This is a genomic window from Acidobacteriota bacterium (assembly GCA_022340665.1).
GTDB lineage: Bacteria > Acidobacteriota > Thermoanaerobaculia > Thermoanaerobaculales > Sulfomarinibacteraceae > Sulfomarinibacter.
In genome coordinates, this window is record JAJDNM010000145.1 from 1 (window position 1) to 13,738 (window position 13,738).

13 protein-coding genes are annotated in these 13,738 nt (G+C 59.6%); 10 read left to right on the forward strand and 3 right to left on the reverse strand.

All coding sequences use genetic code 11. From position 1 onward, the window contains the following. From LJE93_16245 to rpmH, 3 genes are all read right to left on the reverse strand, one after another. A partial coding sequence (locus tag LJE93_16245; GenBank protein ID MCG6950463.1) for a hypothetical protein occupies nucleotides 1-369 on the reverse strand: 369 nt, incomplete at its 3' end. After that, nucleotides 369-797 (reverse strand): ribonuclease P protein component, encoded by a 429-nt coding sequence (gene rnpA, locus LJE93_16250; protein ID MCG6950464.1) that lies wholly within the window; start codon nucleotides 795-797, stop codon nucleotides 369-371. The genes LJE93_16245 and rnpA, both read right to left, overlap by 1 nt. Beyond that, a complete protein-coding gene (gene rpmH / locus LJE93_16255; protein ID MCG6950465.1) occupies nucleotides 787-921 on the reverse strand; it encodes a 50S ribosomal protein L34 in 135 nt (44 codons plus the stop codon). Before rpmH ends, rnpA begins: the two co-directional genes overlap by 11 nt. Nucleotides 922-1,084: 163 nt before the next feature. Between rpmH and dnaA the strand changes: the two genes are divergently transcribed. The 10 genes from dnaA to LJE93_16305 all read left to right on the forward strand — a co-directional run bounded on the left by dnaA (nucleotide 1,085) and on the right by LJE93_16305 (nucleotide 13,738). Further along, nucleotides 1,085-2,371 (forward strand): chromosomal replication initiator protein DnaA, encoded by a 1,287-nt coding sequence (gene dnaA / locus LJE93_16260; GenBank protein ID MCG6950466.1) that lies wholly within the window; start codon nucleotides 1,085-1,087, stop codon nucleotides 2,369-2,371. Nucleotides 2,372-2,613: 242 nt separating this feature from the next. Next, the gene (gene dnaN, locus LJE93_16265; GenBank protein MCG6950467.1) at nucleotides 2,614-3,717 is read left to right on the forward strand and encodes a DNA polymerase III subunit beta; all 1,104 of its coding nucleotides are present in this window, start codon (nucleotides 2,614-2,616) and stop codon (nucleotides 3,715-3,717) included. Nucleotides 3,718-3,885: 168 nt separating this feature from the next. After that, complete coding sequence (recF, locus tag LJE93_16270; protein MCG6950468.1) at nucleotides 3,886-5,007, forward strand: DNA replication and repair protein RecF; 1,122 nt, start codon at nucleotides 3,886-3,888, stop codon at nucleotides 5,005-5,007. Further along, nucleotides 5,000-7,393, forward strand: a complete 2,394-nt coding sequence (gene gyrB, locus LJE93_16275; protein MCG6950469.1) for a DNA topoisomerase (ATP-hydrolyzing) subunit B — start codon at nucleotides 5,000-5,002, stop codon at nucleotides 7,391-7,393. The genes recF and gyrB overlap by 8 nt, the downstream gene beginning before the upstream one ends. Beyond that, nucleotides 7,393-9,918 carry a DNA gyrase subunit A gene (gene gyrA / locus LJE93_16280; protein ID MCG6950470.1) on the forward strand — a complete coding sequence of 842 codons (2,526 nt, stop codon included), beginning with the start codon at nucleotides 7,393-7,395 and terminating at the stop codon, nucleotides 9,916-9,918. Before gyrB ends, gyrA begins: the two co-directional genes overlap by 1 nt. Beyond that, nucleotides 9,908-10,504, forward strand: coding sequence for a CPBP family intramembrane metalloprotease (locus LJE93_16285; GenBank protein MCG6950471.1), 597 nt, complete (start codon nucleotides 9,908-9,910; stop codon nucleotides 10,502-10,504). The genes gyrA and LJE93_16285 overlap by 11 nt, the downstream gene beginning before the upstream one ends. 60 nt (nucleotides 10,505-10,564) lie before the next feature. Further along, nucleotides 10,565-11,452: a pyridoxal 5'-phosphate synthase lyase subunit PdxS gene (gene pdxS, locus LJE93_16290; GenBank protein ID MCG6950472.1), complete on the forward strand. Its 888-nt coding sequence runs from the start codon at nucleotides 10,565-10,567 to the stop codon at nucleotides 11,450-11,452. Nucleotides 11,453-11,455: 3 nt separating this feature from the next. After that, nucleotides 11,456-12,040, forward strand: coding sequence for a pyridoxal 5'-phosphate synthase glutaminase subunit PdxT (gene pdxT / locus LJE93_16295; GenBank protein MCG6950473.1), 585 nt, complete (start codon nucleotides 11,456-11,458; stop codon nucleotides 12,038-12,040). After that, nucleotides 12,033-12,791, forward strand: a complete 759-nt coding sequence (locus LJE93_16300; GenBank protein ID MCG6950474.1) for an enoyl-CoA hydratase/isomerase family protein — start codon at nucleotides 12,033-12,035, stop codon at nucleotides 12,789-12,791. The genes pdxT and LJE93_16300 overlap by 8 nt, the downstream gene beginning before the upstream one ends. Further along, nucleotides 12,788-13,738, forward strand: a complete 951-nt coding sequence (locus tag LJE93_16305; GenBank protein ID MCG6950475.1) for a hypothetical protein — start codon at nucleotides 12,788-12,790, stop codon at nucleotides 13,736-13,738. Before LJE93_16300 ends, LJE93_16305 begins: the two co-directional genes overlap by 4 nt.

Genomic DNA, 13,738 nt, shown 5'->3' on the forward strand with positions numbered 1-13,738 from the left:
CACCGATTGAACGAGGTCGAGCGGCTGTCCGGCATCTCCATCGTACGCGCGCAGCACGTAGGATGCGACGCGGGCTCCGTCATTCGTGAACTCCACCGTGATGAAGTCGTTGGAGAGGGTTGTCGTGGTCGGTCCGGTGCCAGTAATGGCGGTGTCCGGATTCGCCTCTTCTGGCGATTCAGCCTCTTCTGCTAAGACCTCCTCGTTTCCAATTCTTCCCGACTCAACCTCTTCTTTTTCAGTTGTTTGCGGCTGTTCGGTCCCTTCCGGCTGCGGTCCCGATATTCGCTGCGGCGGAGGAAAGATGATCGACCATGCGAGGAGAATCGCAGCCGATAGCACGAACGCCAAAAGAAGTCTTTTCTCCATCAGAGAGTCGTTTTCTCCGCCATCGGCTGGCTCCGCTCAAATTCCGGGTTTGCCTTCGTGACGTGTTGTGCTCTCGCAAGGCCACGACGCATACACTCGAGGTAGTCTTTCTCGAGTTCGGCCCAGGAGGCCGAAGCAGTGCTGTCGCGTGCGTTGAGCACCACGTCAAGCGCCGTAGTCGCGAGTTCGGATCGGTGCACGCGATAGAGCTCGCGAAGCCGTCGCTTGCACCGCGATCGCACGACTGCACCACCCACGCGTCGTGACGCGGTCACACCGAACCGGCCGTGGTGTCCATCCGATCGCATAACAAATACCACTAGGTGCCGCCCACTGACCCGGACACCTTCGCTGTACACCCGCTGAAAATCGGCCCGCTTTCTGAGCCGATATGATGCTGGAAGGAAAAACCGTTGCTCAGACAGCAATCCGCTTGCGCCCCTTGCGGCGGCGCGCGCGGAGGACCTTGCGGCCGCCCTTGGTGCGCATGCGCACCCGAAAGCCATGGGTCTTTTTGCGCTTGCGGTTATTTGGTTGAAACGTTCTTTTCATGATCTCTCTCTTCCCCGAATATCGGGCGCGTCAAGATATCGCAGCGCCGTTTAGGTGTCAAGCGATAGCCGTGTCTCCTGGCGCCGCCTTTAGTCGTGTGCAACTGTTCGATTCTGCCGTTCGCAGCGCTGCATCCCGATCCGCGCTGTGATAGCTTACCCCGATGGACCGTTGGCAGGCTCTCCAACCGCACCTCCGCCAGATGATGGGCGACGAGGAGTACCAGACGTGGATCGAGCCCCTCGCCGTGCTTGATATCACCAATACCACGCTGACGCTGACAACCGATAACACAATCGTCGCCGAATGGGTTCGGGACCACCTTCAGCGAGATATTGAGACCGTGGCCCGCAGTCATTATGGGGCGGAGTTCCGCGTTCTCATGAACTGGGATGAGAACGCCGCACCTACCGGTGAGATGGTGAGCAAGACGATCGCTACCCACCCCTTTAACCCCGGTTTCACCTTCGAGCGTTTCGTGGTTGGGTCATCGAACCAGTTTGCGGCAGCAGCAGCAGAGGCAGTTGCCGACCGTCCAGGTAAAACCTACAACCCGCTCTATCTGTATGGCGGATCAGGGCTCGGAAAGACCCATCTGCTGCACGCCATAGCCAACCGCCTGGCGAACTTGAAACCGACCCTCAAGGTCACCTACATGACCACCGAGCAGTTCGTCAACGAGCTCATCAACTGTATTCGCCGTAAACAGATGGACGCCTTCCGCCAGACCTTTCGCGAGGTAGACCTCCTGCTCCTCGACGACATCCAGTTCATAGCCGGAAAAGAACAGACACAGGAAGAGTTTTTCCACACCTTCAACACCCTCCAATCGACAGGCCGGCAGGTAGTATTTACGTCCGACGCTCGACCAGCTGATATTTCTGGGGTCGAGGAACGCTTGAGATCTCGTTTTCTCCAGGGCCTGATCGCTGACATCCAGCCGCCAGACCTCGAGACCCGATGCGCGATTTTGCGCGAGAAAGCGCGTGCGATCGGGCGCGAACTCCCAGAAGACGTCGTTTTGTTTATCTCTCGGCGCGCTCAGAACAACGTACGCGAGCTCGAGGGGTGCCTGAATCGAACAATCGCATACGCCCAGCTCAAAAATTCAAAGATTTCGGTCGATGTCGTTCGAATGGCGCTCTTCGAGCTTCTGCCGGACGAGAGATCAACCACACCCTCTGACATTATCCGGTTTGTCGCTCAGCATTATGGTGTGAGAGTCGCGGATATCAAAGGCCGCTCGAATCGTCGCTCCATAGCCCTTCCCCGACAGGTCGCGATGTACCTGATCCGACAGATTCTCGAACTGAGTTTTCCAGAAATCGGCCGGATTTTTTCCAAACACCATACGACGGTCATGTACGCTGTTGACAGCGTGCAGAAAATGCGCCAGTCAAACCCGGACTTCGATGCGACATTGACCTCTTTTCAAGAACATTTCATCTGAAATTCCACAGGTCGCATGTGGATCGCTTGTGGACAGCGTGCATCAGCCTGTGGGGGGCGATGATTTTCCACACCCCAACACAACCGTTACACACCCCAGCTCACAAGATTTCAACTATTTAAAGTATTGCGAATATTAATATTTAAAGAGTTTCCTCACAGATTCCATAGCCTCGACGACGACGACGATTCATGCTATATTCTCGCCAGAAAGTACGTAGTCGTAGCAGGAAAGGGCGATTGATGGAACTCAAACTGCAACGAAACCTGGTTCTTCAAGAGCTCTCGATCCTTCAGGGGGTCGTCGAACACCGAACCACCATCCCCATACTCTCGAGCATACTCACAGAAGCCGAGGAGAATCGTCTGCGGATGGTAGCGACTGACCTTGACATGACGATCGTCACAGAATGTCCCGCCGCGGTGCATGGAGGAGGGCGCGCTACCCTCGAGAGCAAGGTGTTCCAGAATCTCGTACGAAGTCTGCCAGAGGAGGAGTTCACACTTCGGCAGGATGGCGAAGCAGTAGAAATTACGTGCGGCAGGTTTCAATCGCGTATGGCGGTATCGGACCCGTCGGAGTATCCGACCGTGCCTGAAGTTCCGGAAGTAGGCGACTATTCGCTGCCATTGGATCTCTTTCAGCTGATGTTGGATCGGGTGGCTTTCGCAATCACTAAAGATGATCCGAAATTCCAGCTCAACGGGGCTTTGGTCAAGTTGATACCGGGGGAGATAGAAATCGCCTCCACCGATGGGCATCGTCTGGCGATGGTACGGGCGAAAGCCCCGGCTGGAGAGGTACCGTTCGAACAACAACTGTTTCCTCGGAAGCTGTTGGCCGAGTTTGCTCGGTTTGGTGACGACGAAGTACGGATCTCGGCGGGCGGTAATCATCTCGGTTTTCTGATGGGCGAGAGAACCCTCGTCTCGCGGATCGTCGAACTCCGTTTTCCGCAATATGAGCGAGTCATTGTACGGGATAATCCGAATCGGGCGCGCGTCGATCGCAAAGAACTTCTCGCGTCGCTTCGCCGCGTGAGCCTGATGGCCCATGAGAAGGCTCGAGGCGTTCGGTTCCGCTTCGACGCGAGCGGTGAGTTGACCCTTGTCTCGATCGGTTACGAGCGCGGGAGCGCTGAGGAAACGTTGAACGTCATGTACCAGGGTGACGGTTTGGAAATTGCCCTGAACGCCAGTTATCTTATTGATGTGCTTCAAGTTCTCGAGTGTGATAACGTCGAGCTCCAGCTTCGGGATAGCAACACGCAATGTGTGGTCGTACCAGTTGAAGACGACCCCCGGCTCGAAGAATACATTTACGTACTCATGCCGATGCGGCTGTGACCAGCACGCTCGTGTGGACCGGTTAAGAGCCGGTGCAGGTAGAGCGTTACACATGGCGCGACCATCGTTCTCATCGAGTAGCCGAACGGTGAGCACGCAGAGGAGCGATGAGAAATCGTAGCTCGTAGTGCGACGGGTGAGAGGTAGGCGTGTGGAGAGCGGGTCGTGGTGATAAGCGGTCTTGCGATAAGCGGGGTTCGTAATTTGTCGGATGCGGAATATCAATTCGGCAGCGCGACAAATGTCGTGGTCGGTCCCAATGGTGCGGGAAAAACGAGCCTGCTGGAATCAGTCGTCATTCTGGGTAATATCCGGTCCTTTCGTGCTTTGAGTGTGCGACAGGTAGTCGCTCATGGGCGCCCGGGTTTTCGGGTGAGCGGGCTTATCTCGACCGGTGGGCGACAGTATTGCCTTGAGCAAGTCGTAGAACACGGTCCGCCGCTTGGGAGAACACTGCGGGTGGACGGCAAAACCGTGAGCGTTGAACGCTACTTGCAGCTATGTCCCGTGTTTGCCATAGCGGGAAGTGACCGAGAATTGATTGTCGGCGGTCCAGAGAGCCGGCGCCGGTTCCTCGACCGATTTGTGTTTCTCCAGCGCCCTAACCACCTCACTGAAATCCGCAGCTACCGTCGCGCTCTCCGGCAGCGCAATGCGGCTCTGGTGAGTGGAGCAACGACTGCTGAGGTTGAAGCGTGGGAGGGACCTCTAGCGAAGTCGGCTGCCCGAGTCATCGGGGCCCGGGTTGACGCTCAAATTACCTTGTCTGACCTCTTTCAGCAGGTGTGGAGAGAACTTTCTGCCGAGGCGTCGCCGGCAATCACGCTAGAGTACCGGGCAGAACCGTGGAACGAGCCGATCGAAGGTCGTGAAACGGTGGAAGTTCTGTACAGACAAAGGTATAATGAGACCCGGACGCGCGATCGTCAAATGGGGTTCACCGTGGACGGTCCACACCGTCACGATCTGAGCTTGAAGGCCGATGGGCGAAGCGTCCGATATGAACTCAGTTCGGGTCAAATCAAAGTAGTGGCGGCGGCTCTGAAGCTCGCTGCACTCATGCTGGTGGAAAGGGACCGAAACGAGAGCTTTCCCGTGGTCGTAGACGATGTCGACGCCGAGTTGGATAGTGCGGCGTTGAAACGACTGGCTCACAGCCTCGGCAGCGAAAGACAGCTTTTTCTCTCCAGCACCAGTGAAGAGGTTTTGGATCTAGTGGGCCCACGCGGGTGCAGCATTTGGCTCGAAAACGGATCCAGCGTGGTTCAAGGGGCGTCAACAGATGACTGACAAATACACTGCCGAAAACATCAAGGTGCTCAAGGGACAGGAAGCGGTTCGAAAACGGCCCGGGATGTATATCGGCGATGTTGATGATGTGTCCGGTTTACATCACATGGTCTGGGAAGTGGTCGACAATGCAATCGACGAAGCGCAGGCGGGACACTGCTCTCAGATCGAGGTGACGGTTCACGCCGACCAGACGGTCACCGTCAGGGATGACGGACGCGGCATCCCCGTGGACACCCATCGTGAAACGGGCCGCTCGGCGGCGGAGGTCATCATGACCGAGTTGCATGCCGGCGGGAAGTTTGACAGCAACTCGTACAAGGTCTCGGGGGGTCTTCACGGGGTGGGCGTGAGCGTGGTCAACTTTCTGGCCGAATGGCTGCGTCTCGAAATACATCGCGACGGTCGGGTTTGGGAACAGATGTATCACCGCGGCGTGCCGGAGGAATCACTCAAAGCGGTGGGCACTGCGCGCCGCACCGGAACGATCATCACCTTCAAACCCGATGCCGAGATATTTTCGGTGCTCGAATTCCATCCGGACCTTCTTGTCCGCCACCTCCGAGAACTCGCCTTCCTGAACTCCGGCGTCAACATCAAGTTCTTGGATGAAACCAGCGATCGCGAAGAGGAATTTCAGTTTGACGGAGGGCTGGAGGAGTTCGCCCGATATCTCAACCGATCGAAGACCCCACTGCACGAAGAGCCGATCTACCTCAAAGATAGCAACGAGAAGGGCGAAGAGGTGGAGGTGGCTCTACAGTGGCACGATGGCTACAACGAGAATGTACTCGCCTTCACGAACACCGTTTACAACCGAGACGGAGGGACTCATCTGTCGGGTTTCCGGGCCGCCCTCACGCGGACCATCAACGCATATGCGCAGAGCCACGGCCTTCTCAAGGGCATGAAGGAAAATTTTTCTGGTGAGGATGTGCGCGAGGGGTTGACCGCTGTTGTGGCGGTGCGAATCCAGGAACCGCGATTTTCGAGCCAGACCAAGGACAAGCTTGTTTCTTCGGACGCCAAGGGCTGGGTGGAGTCAGTGATCAACGACCGCCTCGGCACCCACTTCGAGGAAAATCCGGCGGTCGCGAAGTACATCGTGTCGAAGTGCCTCGATGCTGCCCGCGCGCGCGATGCCGCGCGGAAGGCGAGAGAACTGACCCGGCGCAAGAGCGCCCTCGAAACCTCCGCCCTGCCGGGAAAACTCGCCGACTGCTCGGAGCGCGATCCCGAACTCTCAGAGCTTTTCATAGTCGAGGGTGATTCGGCCGGGGGATCGGCCAAACAGGGAAGGGACCGCCTCTTTCAGGCCGTCCTTCCCCTACGAGGGAAGATCTTGAACGTAGAAAAGGCTCGGTTCGACCGGATGTTGGCTTCGGAGGAAATTCGGGCCCTGATTCAGTGCTTGGGCACCGGCATAGGCAAGGATGAATTCGACCCCGCGAAGGTTCGCTATCACACGATCATCATCATGACCGATGCGGACGTCGATGGCTCGCACATCCGCACGCTCCTCCTGACCTTCTTTTACCGTCAGATGCAAGAGCTGGTCGAGCGGGGCCATCTCTATATCGCCCAGCCGCCGCTCTACAAAGTGAGCTGGAAAAAGAAGGAGGTCTATCTCGGCGACGATGGCGACCTTTCGCGATTCCTGCTCGATCGGGTAGAGGACGAGTTTCGCCTTGTCATAGGGACGACCGGTCGCGAGCTTTTCGGCCGCGAGCTTCGCCGGGCAATACTTGCGGCGCAGGATTGGAACCGCAGCCTCGAGCACCTCGAACGTCGCGGTTGGCCGCAGGATCTCGTTCTGGCGACACTGGACACCGAGGCGCGTTGGGACGGTGGAGCGACCGGCGAGGGGTTTGCTGAAGAATTGGCTGACGAGCTGCGCGAGCTCGGATACGACAACACCCGCATCGAGCTTGACGAGGAACATGGTGTCCAAGAGGTGATCTGCAGCGTCGGCTTGAACGGCCGGGGGCGCGAGGTTCGCCTCGGACAACTGCTCGGATCCAGCGGCCACTATCGGCGGGCGCGACATCAACTCGAGCGTGTGGCCGCGTTACGAGTGGGTCCGTTCCACCTCGATCGGAACGGCGACCGCGAGACCCTCGCCAGCCTGCGCGAGCTCGTCAGCCGGGTTTACGAAGTGGCAAAGAAGGGGCTCAATATTCAGCGATACAAGGGGCTCGGAGAGATGAACCCCCATCAACTCTGGGAAACGACCATGAATCCCGAAACCCGCCGCCTCCTCCAAGTAACGGTGGAAGATGCAGCGCGAGCTGACGAGCTGTTCACCATCCTCATGGGTGATGCGGTCGAACCTCGACGAAACTTCATCGAGTCAAACGCACTCGAAGCACGGAACCTGGACATCTGATGACCGACAACCCGCCTGCTCCCCGCGAAGACCGTGTGCCAGTAACCATCGAGGACGAGCTCCGAAACTCGTACCTCGACTATGCGATGTCGGTCATCATCGGGCGCGCCCTTCCGGATGTTCGTGATGGCCTGAAGCCGGTCCATCGGCGCATTCTGTACGGCATGTGGGAGAGCGGAAACACAGCGTCTCGGCCGTACAAGAAATCAGCCAGGATCGTCGGTGACGTCATGGGTAAATACCACCCGCACGGTGATCAGGCGATTTACGACTCGGCGGTTCGCATGGCGCAGAATTTTTCGATGCGTTACATCCTGGTTGACGGACAGGGCAACTTCGGTTCGGTGGACGGCGACTCGCCGGCCGCCATGCGATACACCGAGGTCCGCCTTACCCGGCTTGCCGAGGAGATGCTTGGCGATGACGTCGCCAAGGAAACCGTCGACTGGGCACCTAACTATGACGGTTCGTTGAGGGAACCCACCGTCCTTCCGGCTCGCGTGCCCAATCTGCTGGTCAATGGCTCCTCCGGCATCGCGGTTGGGATGGCGACCAACATCCCGCCCCACAACCTCGGAGAAGTGGTCGATGCCGCGATCGCGCTACTCAGCGATCCGGGACTCTCGGTTGCGGATCTCATGGACTTCGTGCCAGGGCCAGACTTCCCGACGGCTGGCTTCATCCTTGGCCGGAAGGGCATCCATGACGCATACACGACGGGCCGGGGGATTATCCGCATGCAGGCCCGGACGCGCATTCGCGAGGCAGAAAACAAGAAACGCGCAGCGATCATCGTCACCGAGATCCCGTATCAGGTGAACAAAGCCCGTCTCGTCGAACAGATAGCAAACCTTGTCCAGAGCAAGCGCATCGAGGGCATTGCCGATCTCAGAGACGAGTCCGACCGCGACGGCATCCGCGTGGTCATCGAGCTGAAACGCGACGCGGTGCCGGAAGTCGTGCAAAACAACCTTTTTGCGCTCACCCAGATGCGAACGACCTTTGGCATCAACCTCTTGGGGGTGCTCAACAACCAGCCGAGGGTTTTCAACCTCAAAGAGCTGATTCAGTACTTCCTCGACCACCGCCGCGAAGTCGTCCTGGCGCGCACCGCCTTCGACCTCGCACGAGCACGCGAGCGGGCACACATCCTCGAGGGGCTGGTGATCGCCCTCGACAACCTCGATGCGGTGATTGCCCTCATCCGTGCCGCCGCCGACCCGGAAACCGCACGCACCGGCCTGATGGAGAACTTTGGCCTCTCAAAAATACAGGCGCAGGCAATTCTCGACATGCGGCTGCAGCGGCTGACCGGCCTCGAGCGCGACAAGATCATCGAGGAGCACGAAGAGGTTCGGCAGCTGATCGCGCATCTCGAAGCGGTGCTCGAATCCGAAGACATGGTCGCCGAGATCATCGTCGAGGAACTCGCCGCGGTGAAAAAGAAGTTCGGCGACCAGCGGCGGACCGAGATTATTGAAGATCCGAGCGAAATCTCCATCGAGGACCTGATCGCGGAGGAAGAGATGGTCATCACCGTCTCTCGAGGTGGATATGTCAAGCGCTCGGCAGCGGCAACCTACCGCGCACAGCGTCGCGGCGGGCGAGGGCGACGGGGCATGGGGATCAAGGACGAGGACGAGGTCTGGAAGCTCTTCGTCGCTTCTACACATGCGACGATGCTCTTCTTCACCTCGACCGGGCGAGTGTTTGCGAGGAAGGTCCATGAGCTTCCGGACGTCGGACCGGCGGCCCGAGGCCGCGCCCTCGTCAACCTGCTCCAGCTTGCGCCGGATGAACACGTCCGCGCACTCCTGGCCATTCGCGACTTCGCGGAGCACGAGGATTCCTATCTTTTCTTCGCCACCCGTCTCGGGAGGGTGAAACGCACGCCGCTCCGAGACTACGCGAATATTCGCGCCAACGGACTCCGCGCGGTGGTTATCAACGAGGGCGACAACCTACTCGGGGTCAGGCTCACTGATGGCGCCGGCCACGTGTTCATGGGCACGAACCGGGGGATGGCGATACGTTTCGAGGAGACGGACGTGCGCCCGATGGGGAGAGTCACCGCTGGTGTGCGGGGTGTAAATCTTCGCGATGGGGATTTTGTCGAGGAGTTCGCGGCATTCGAGCCCACGGACGAGAACGACATCCTGGTAGTGACCGACCTCGGTTATGGCAAGCGAACCCAGATCTCCGATTTTCGCGTCCAGCGGCGGGGCGGGTATGGGGTCAAGCTGATTCAGCTGACTGAAAAGAACGGCGCCGTGGCAGCCATCCGATATGTTCGTGAAGAAGACGAGATTCTCGTGGTGACCGAGGGCGGCATGCTCATCCGGACCAACGCCGCAGAAATTTCGCGATTCGGGCGAGCCGCACAGGGTGTCCGAGTGATTCGCCTCGACGAGGGAGATCGCGTGGTGTCAGTGGCTCGAGCGGAGGCGACAGGTGATGACGATGATGACGTCACCAGCGACGATGGCTCCGAGAGCACCGACACGCCACCCACAGATGAGGACTGACGACGGTTCATCGGGACATCGCGGTCATACGTCCCACCACAAGGAACCGCCGGCGCGGTCAATCCCGGCGGCCTTCCTGATCCACCAGGAGGGGGTGATAGCCGTCATCGCGGTGGTCGGCTTGGCGTTTCGACCGGGGGGTCTCGTCGTTGGACTCGCGCCGCAAACGGAATTTGCGGTTGCCATTTTTGGAGGGCTGGGCGCCGGCGCGCTCTGCGCTGCCGTCCTGTGGCTGTTCCGCCGTCTGCCGGCTCTCGCCGCGCTCGAGAAATGGCAACGCCGCATGGTTGGCAATTGGACCGTCACAGATGCTGCAGCCGTAGCCCTGTTCTCAGGTTTTGCCGAGGAGGCCCTGATTCGAGCCCTGCTCCAGCCGGTGATCGGTCTCATTCCGGCCGCGCTCCTCTTTGCCGTGCTCCACCTTGTTCCCGACCGCCGGCTGTGGATGTGGCCGGTTATGGCTCTCCTGCTCGGCGTCGTACTGGGAGTAGTGTTCGAGTGGGGTGGGTTTCCAGCCGCGGCGTGTGCCCACATTGCGATCAACGCTGTGGCTCTCTATCGCCTCCGGCGGCCGGTGGTTTCGTGAGATCGCACCGAAAGGGGTTGCTTCTCGTGTGTACAATGTGCCCAAGTCGAGGAGGTCGCTATGGACCATAACGATCCACAGTTTCGTGTGAAGATCGGGCTTGCAGAAATGCTCAAAGGTGGTGTGATCATGGATGTCACGACCGCCGACCAGGCAAAGGTGGCCGAGGATGCGGGTGCTGCGGCCGTGATGGCCCTCGAGCGCGTGCCAGCCGATATCCGAGTGCAGGGCGGAGTGGCGCGGATGTCGTCGGTTGAGAAGATCGCGGAAATCCAGGACACGGTCTCGATCCCGGTGATGGCCAAAGTCCGAATCGGGCACATGGCCGAGGCAAAAATTCTCGAAGCTCTCGAAGTTGATTTCATCGACGAAAGCGAAGTTCTCACGCCAGCTGATGAGGAGAATCATATCTTCAAGCACCCATTCAAGGTTCCTTTCGTTTGCGGGTGCCGAAACCTCGGGGAGGCCCTCAGGCGCATTGGCGAAGGCGCGGCATTGATCCGCACGAAGGGCGAAGCTGGCTCAGGGGACATCGTAGAGGGCGTGCGCCATCTTCGCGCGGTTCAGCGGGGGATTCGAACGCTCACAATTCTCGAAGATGACGAGTTGATGAGCCACGCCAAGGAACTTCAGGCTCCCTTCGAGCTGCTTCGCTGGGTGGCTGAAAATGGACGGCTGCCGGTGCCCAATTTCGCGGCCGGGGGAATCGCCACACCGGCTGATGCGGCACTCTGCATGATGCTGGGGGCGGAGTCGGTGTTTGTCGGGTCCGGGATCTTCAAATCGGATGATCCCGCGCGTCGGGGCCGCGCGATCGTCGAGGCGGTGACGCACTGGCGGGACCCCGCGAGGCTCGCCGAGCTTTCTCGTGGCCTGGGTGAGGCGATGTCGGGGCTCGAGGCAGGAAAGCTGACGCCAGAGGAAATGCTGTCGCGCCGGGGATGGTAGTCATTGAGTGCGATAGGTGTTCTCGCGTTGCAGGGCGACTGGGCTGCGCATGCGTCGATGCTTCGCGACCTGGGTGTCCCTGCAATATTCGTGAGGTCGGCGGCCGATTTCGCAGGAGTGCGGGCCCTGGTCATTCCAGGTGGTGAGTCCTCCACAATGCTTCGGCTGATGGAGACAGAAGGACTCGCGCAACGAATCGTCGAGCGCACGCGGTCCGGCATGCCTGTGCTCGCAACCTGCGCAGGGGTCATCCTTGTCGCAGAAACTGTTGTGCCGAATCAGCCGAGCCTCGGTCTTCTGTCGGTCGAGGCCGAGCGCAACGCTTATGGTCGGCAGGTTCATTCCACGGTCGCTCGAATCCAAGTCGCCCCGGCGCTGGGTCCGCCGCCGCAGATGGATGCAGTTTTCATACGGGCACCCAGGATCACGTGCAATGATCCTTCGGTGGAGGTTTTCGGCACGTGGCATGACGATCCTGTGCTGGTGCGTCAGGAGAACATACTGGCCGCCACCTTCCATCCAGAACTCACGAAAGATTCGCGAGTTCACCAAACGTTTCTCAGCATGACGGAGGCCAAAAATGGATAGCGTCCTTCGACACGAAGAAAATCGCGGCATCCACAGGCTGGTAATGGACCACGGACCCAATGCCCTTGACGTGCCACTGGTGGCCGCGCTCAGAGATCGCATCAGGGAGCTTGTCGAGAGTGGCTGCCCAGCAGTGGTCCTTGCCTCCTCTCATCCAACGCTCTTCTGTCCAGGGTGGGATCTCAAATTCCTGGCGCGAGCGGATCGCAATGAGATCCAGGCCTTTCTGAACGACTTCAACGCGCTGACCGTCGAACTCTTTTCATATCCCGGACCGACAGCGGCAGCGATCGGTGGCCATTCGGTGGCGGGAGGGTGCCTCCTGTCACTATGCTGCGACCTGCGCGTGATGGCAACAGGGCAGGCGCGGCAGGGCCTCTCCGAGCTCAACCTCGGCGTGCCGATTCCTGCCCCGGCTCTGCGAATGATGCGTGCCCGCCTCAGCTCACCTGCGCTCGACAATCTCGTTTTTCGTGGCGAAGGCTGCACTGCCACCCGCGCGAGGGAGCTTGGTATCGTCCACCGCACAGCTGCCGAGCAGGACACGCTGGCTGTGACTGAGGTTGAACTCGCCACGCTGGCCAGCCGGCCGCGACGGGCGTTCATCGAGACCAAGCGCCTTCTATATGCCAAGGTTTGGGAAGCAATGAAGCAGACCTCGGCAGACGAGAACGCCGCCTTCCTCGACTGCTGGTTCGAGGACGAGACGAGGGAGCGCATCGTCGACATCGCCAGCCGGCTCAGTCATTGACCGCCAGCCCCGAAACGCGACAGCCGGCACCGGAAATTGTCCACGCGGCGGAGCTGGCTCGGCGATTGCCCCTTCGCTGGTCGGATGAAGATTTCGGCACCAGTCCGGAGGATGTGCTCGATCGCGGGTGGTTCTTCGGGCCAGAGGAGTGTGTTCGGGTTCTGACGCGCGCGGCACCGGTCGGTCGCGTCGCGGGCGGGGGATTCGGGCGCTCCTGGCCGCTGCTCGTAGGTTCGGGTCGGTGGACCATCGCCCCCGGGATGCCAATCGCGTTGGGGCCGAGTGCGGCGATAGGGGGCGGGTGTGAGTTTCGACGTGACGGGGGCGTCATTCTTCGCGATGTGGCCGGCACCGAAAGCCCTTTTCTGGTCGATGACGATAGTGGACCGGCGCCCGGAGAACCGTTTGATTTGATGTGGTTCGGAGATACGGAGAGCTATACCGTGCACCGCGGGGAGCTTGAAATTCAAGATCTCTTCGGCGTGCTGCGAGTGCCGGCGACGCGGGAGGCACTCGAAGACCTCGTGGTGCGAACTCGGCGCGTGCCGGAGACGGTGCTTTCTTCCATTGACTTCGGTGATCCGGCCGGCTCCCAGGTTGTAGAGGTGAGTCGACCTGTTGCCCTCATCGCACAAGACCAGTGGCGTAATCCCAAAACCCTCCTCGAAACTCGCGAGGACATCACCGCCGCAACGGCCCGGGGAGACGATGTTGGCGTGACCTTGGTGACCGGTGAGAGCGCGGTCTTCTGCTGTGAGGTCAGCGCAGACGGATGGCGCCTTGCTCTCCGGAGCGGAGCCTACCCCCTGAGGGAGATTCGGCTCGACCGCAGGGACGACTCTCTCCTGCTCTCTGCGACCCTCGATCGTAGGATCAATGGCACGGCGCCCGGTATGAGGCAGCGGCTGATCTTCGATCTCCGCACGGATCTCGTGAAGCTAGGATGA

Coding starts and splice junctions, on each gene's coding strand:
- pdxS (MCG6950472.1), top strand. CDS start 10,565: ATGGACCATAACGATCCACAGTTTCGTGTGAAGATCGGGCTTGCAGAA.
- LJE93_16300 (MCG6950474.1), top strand. CDS start 12,033: ATGGATAGCGTCCTTCGACACGAAGAAAATCGCGGCATCCACAGGCTG.
- gyrB (MCG6950469.1), top strand. CDS start 5,000: ATGACTGACAAATACACTGCCGAAAACATCAAGGTGCTCAAGGGACAG.
- dnaN (MCG6950467.1), top strand. CDS start 2,614: ATGGAACTCAAACTGCAACGAAACCTGGTTCTTCAAGAGCTCTCGATC.
- dnaA (MCG6950466.1), top strand. CDS start 1,085: ATGGACCGTTGGCAGGCTCTCCAACCGCACCTCCGCCAGATGATGGGC.
- gyrA (MCG6950470.1), top strand. CDS start 7,393: ATGACCGACAACCCGCCTGCTCCCCGCGAAGACCGTGTGCCAGTAACC.
- rpmH (MCG6950465.1), bottom strand. CDS start 921: ATGAAAAGAACGTTTCAACCAAATAACCGCAAGCGCAAAAAGACCCAT.
- LJE93_16285 (MCG6950471.1), top strand. CDS start 9,908: ATGAGGACTGACGACGGTTCATCGGGACATCGCGGTCATACGTCCCAC.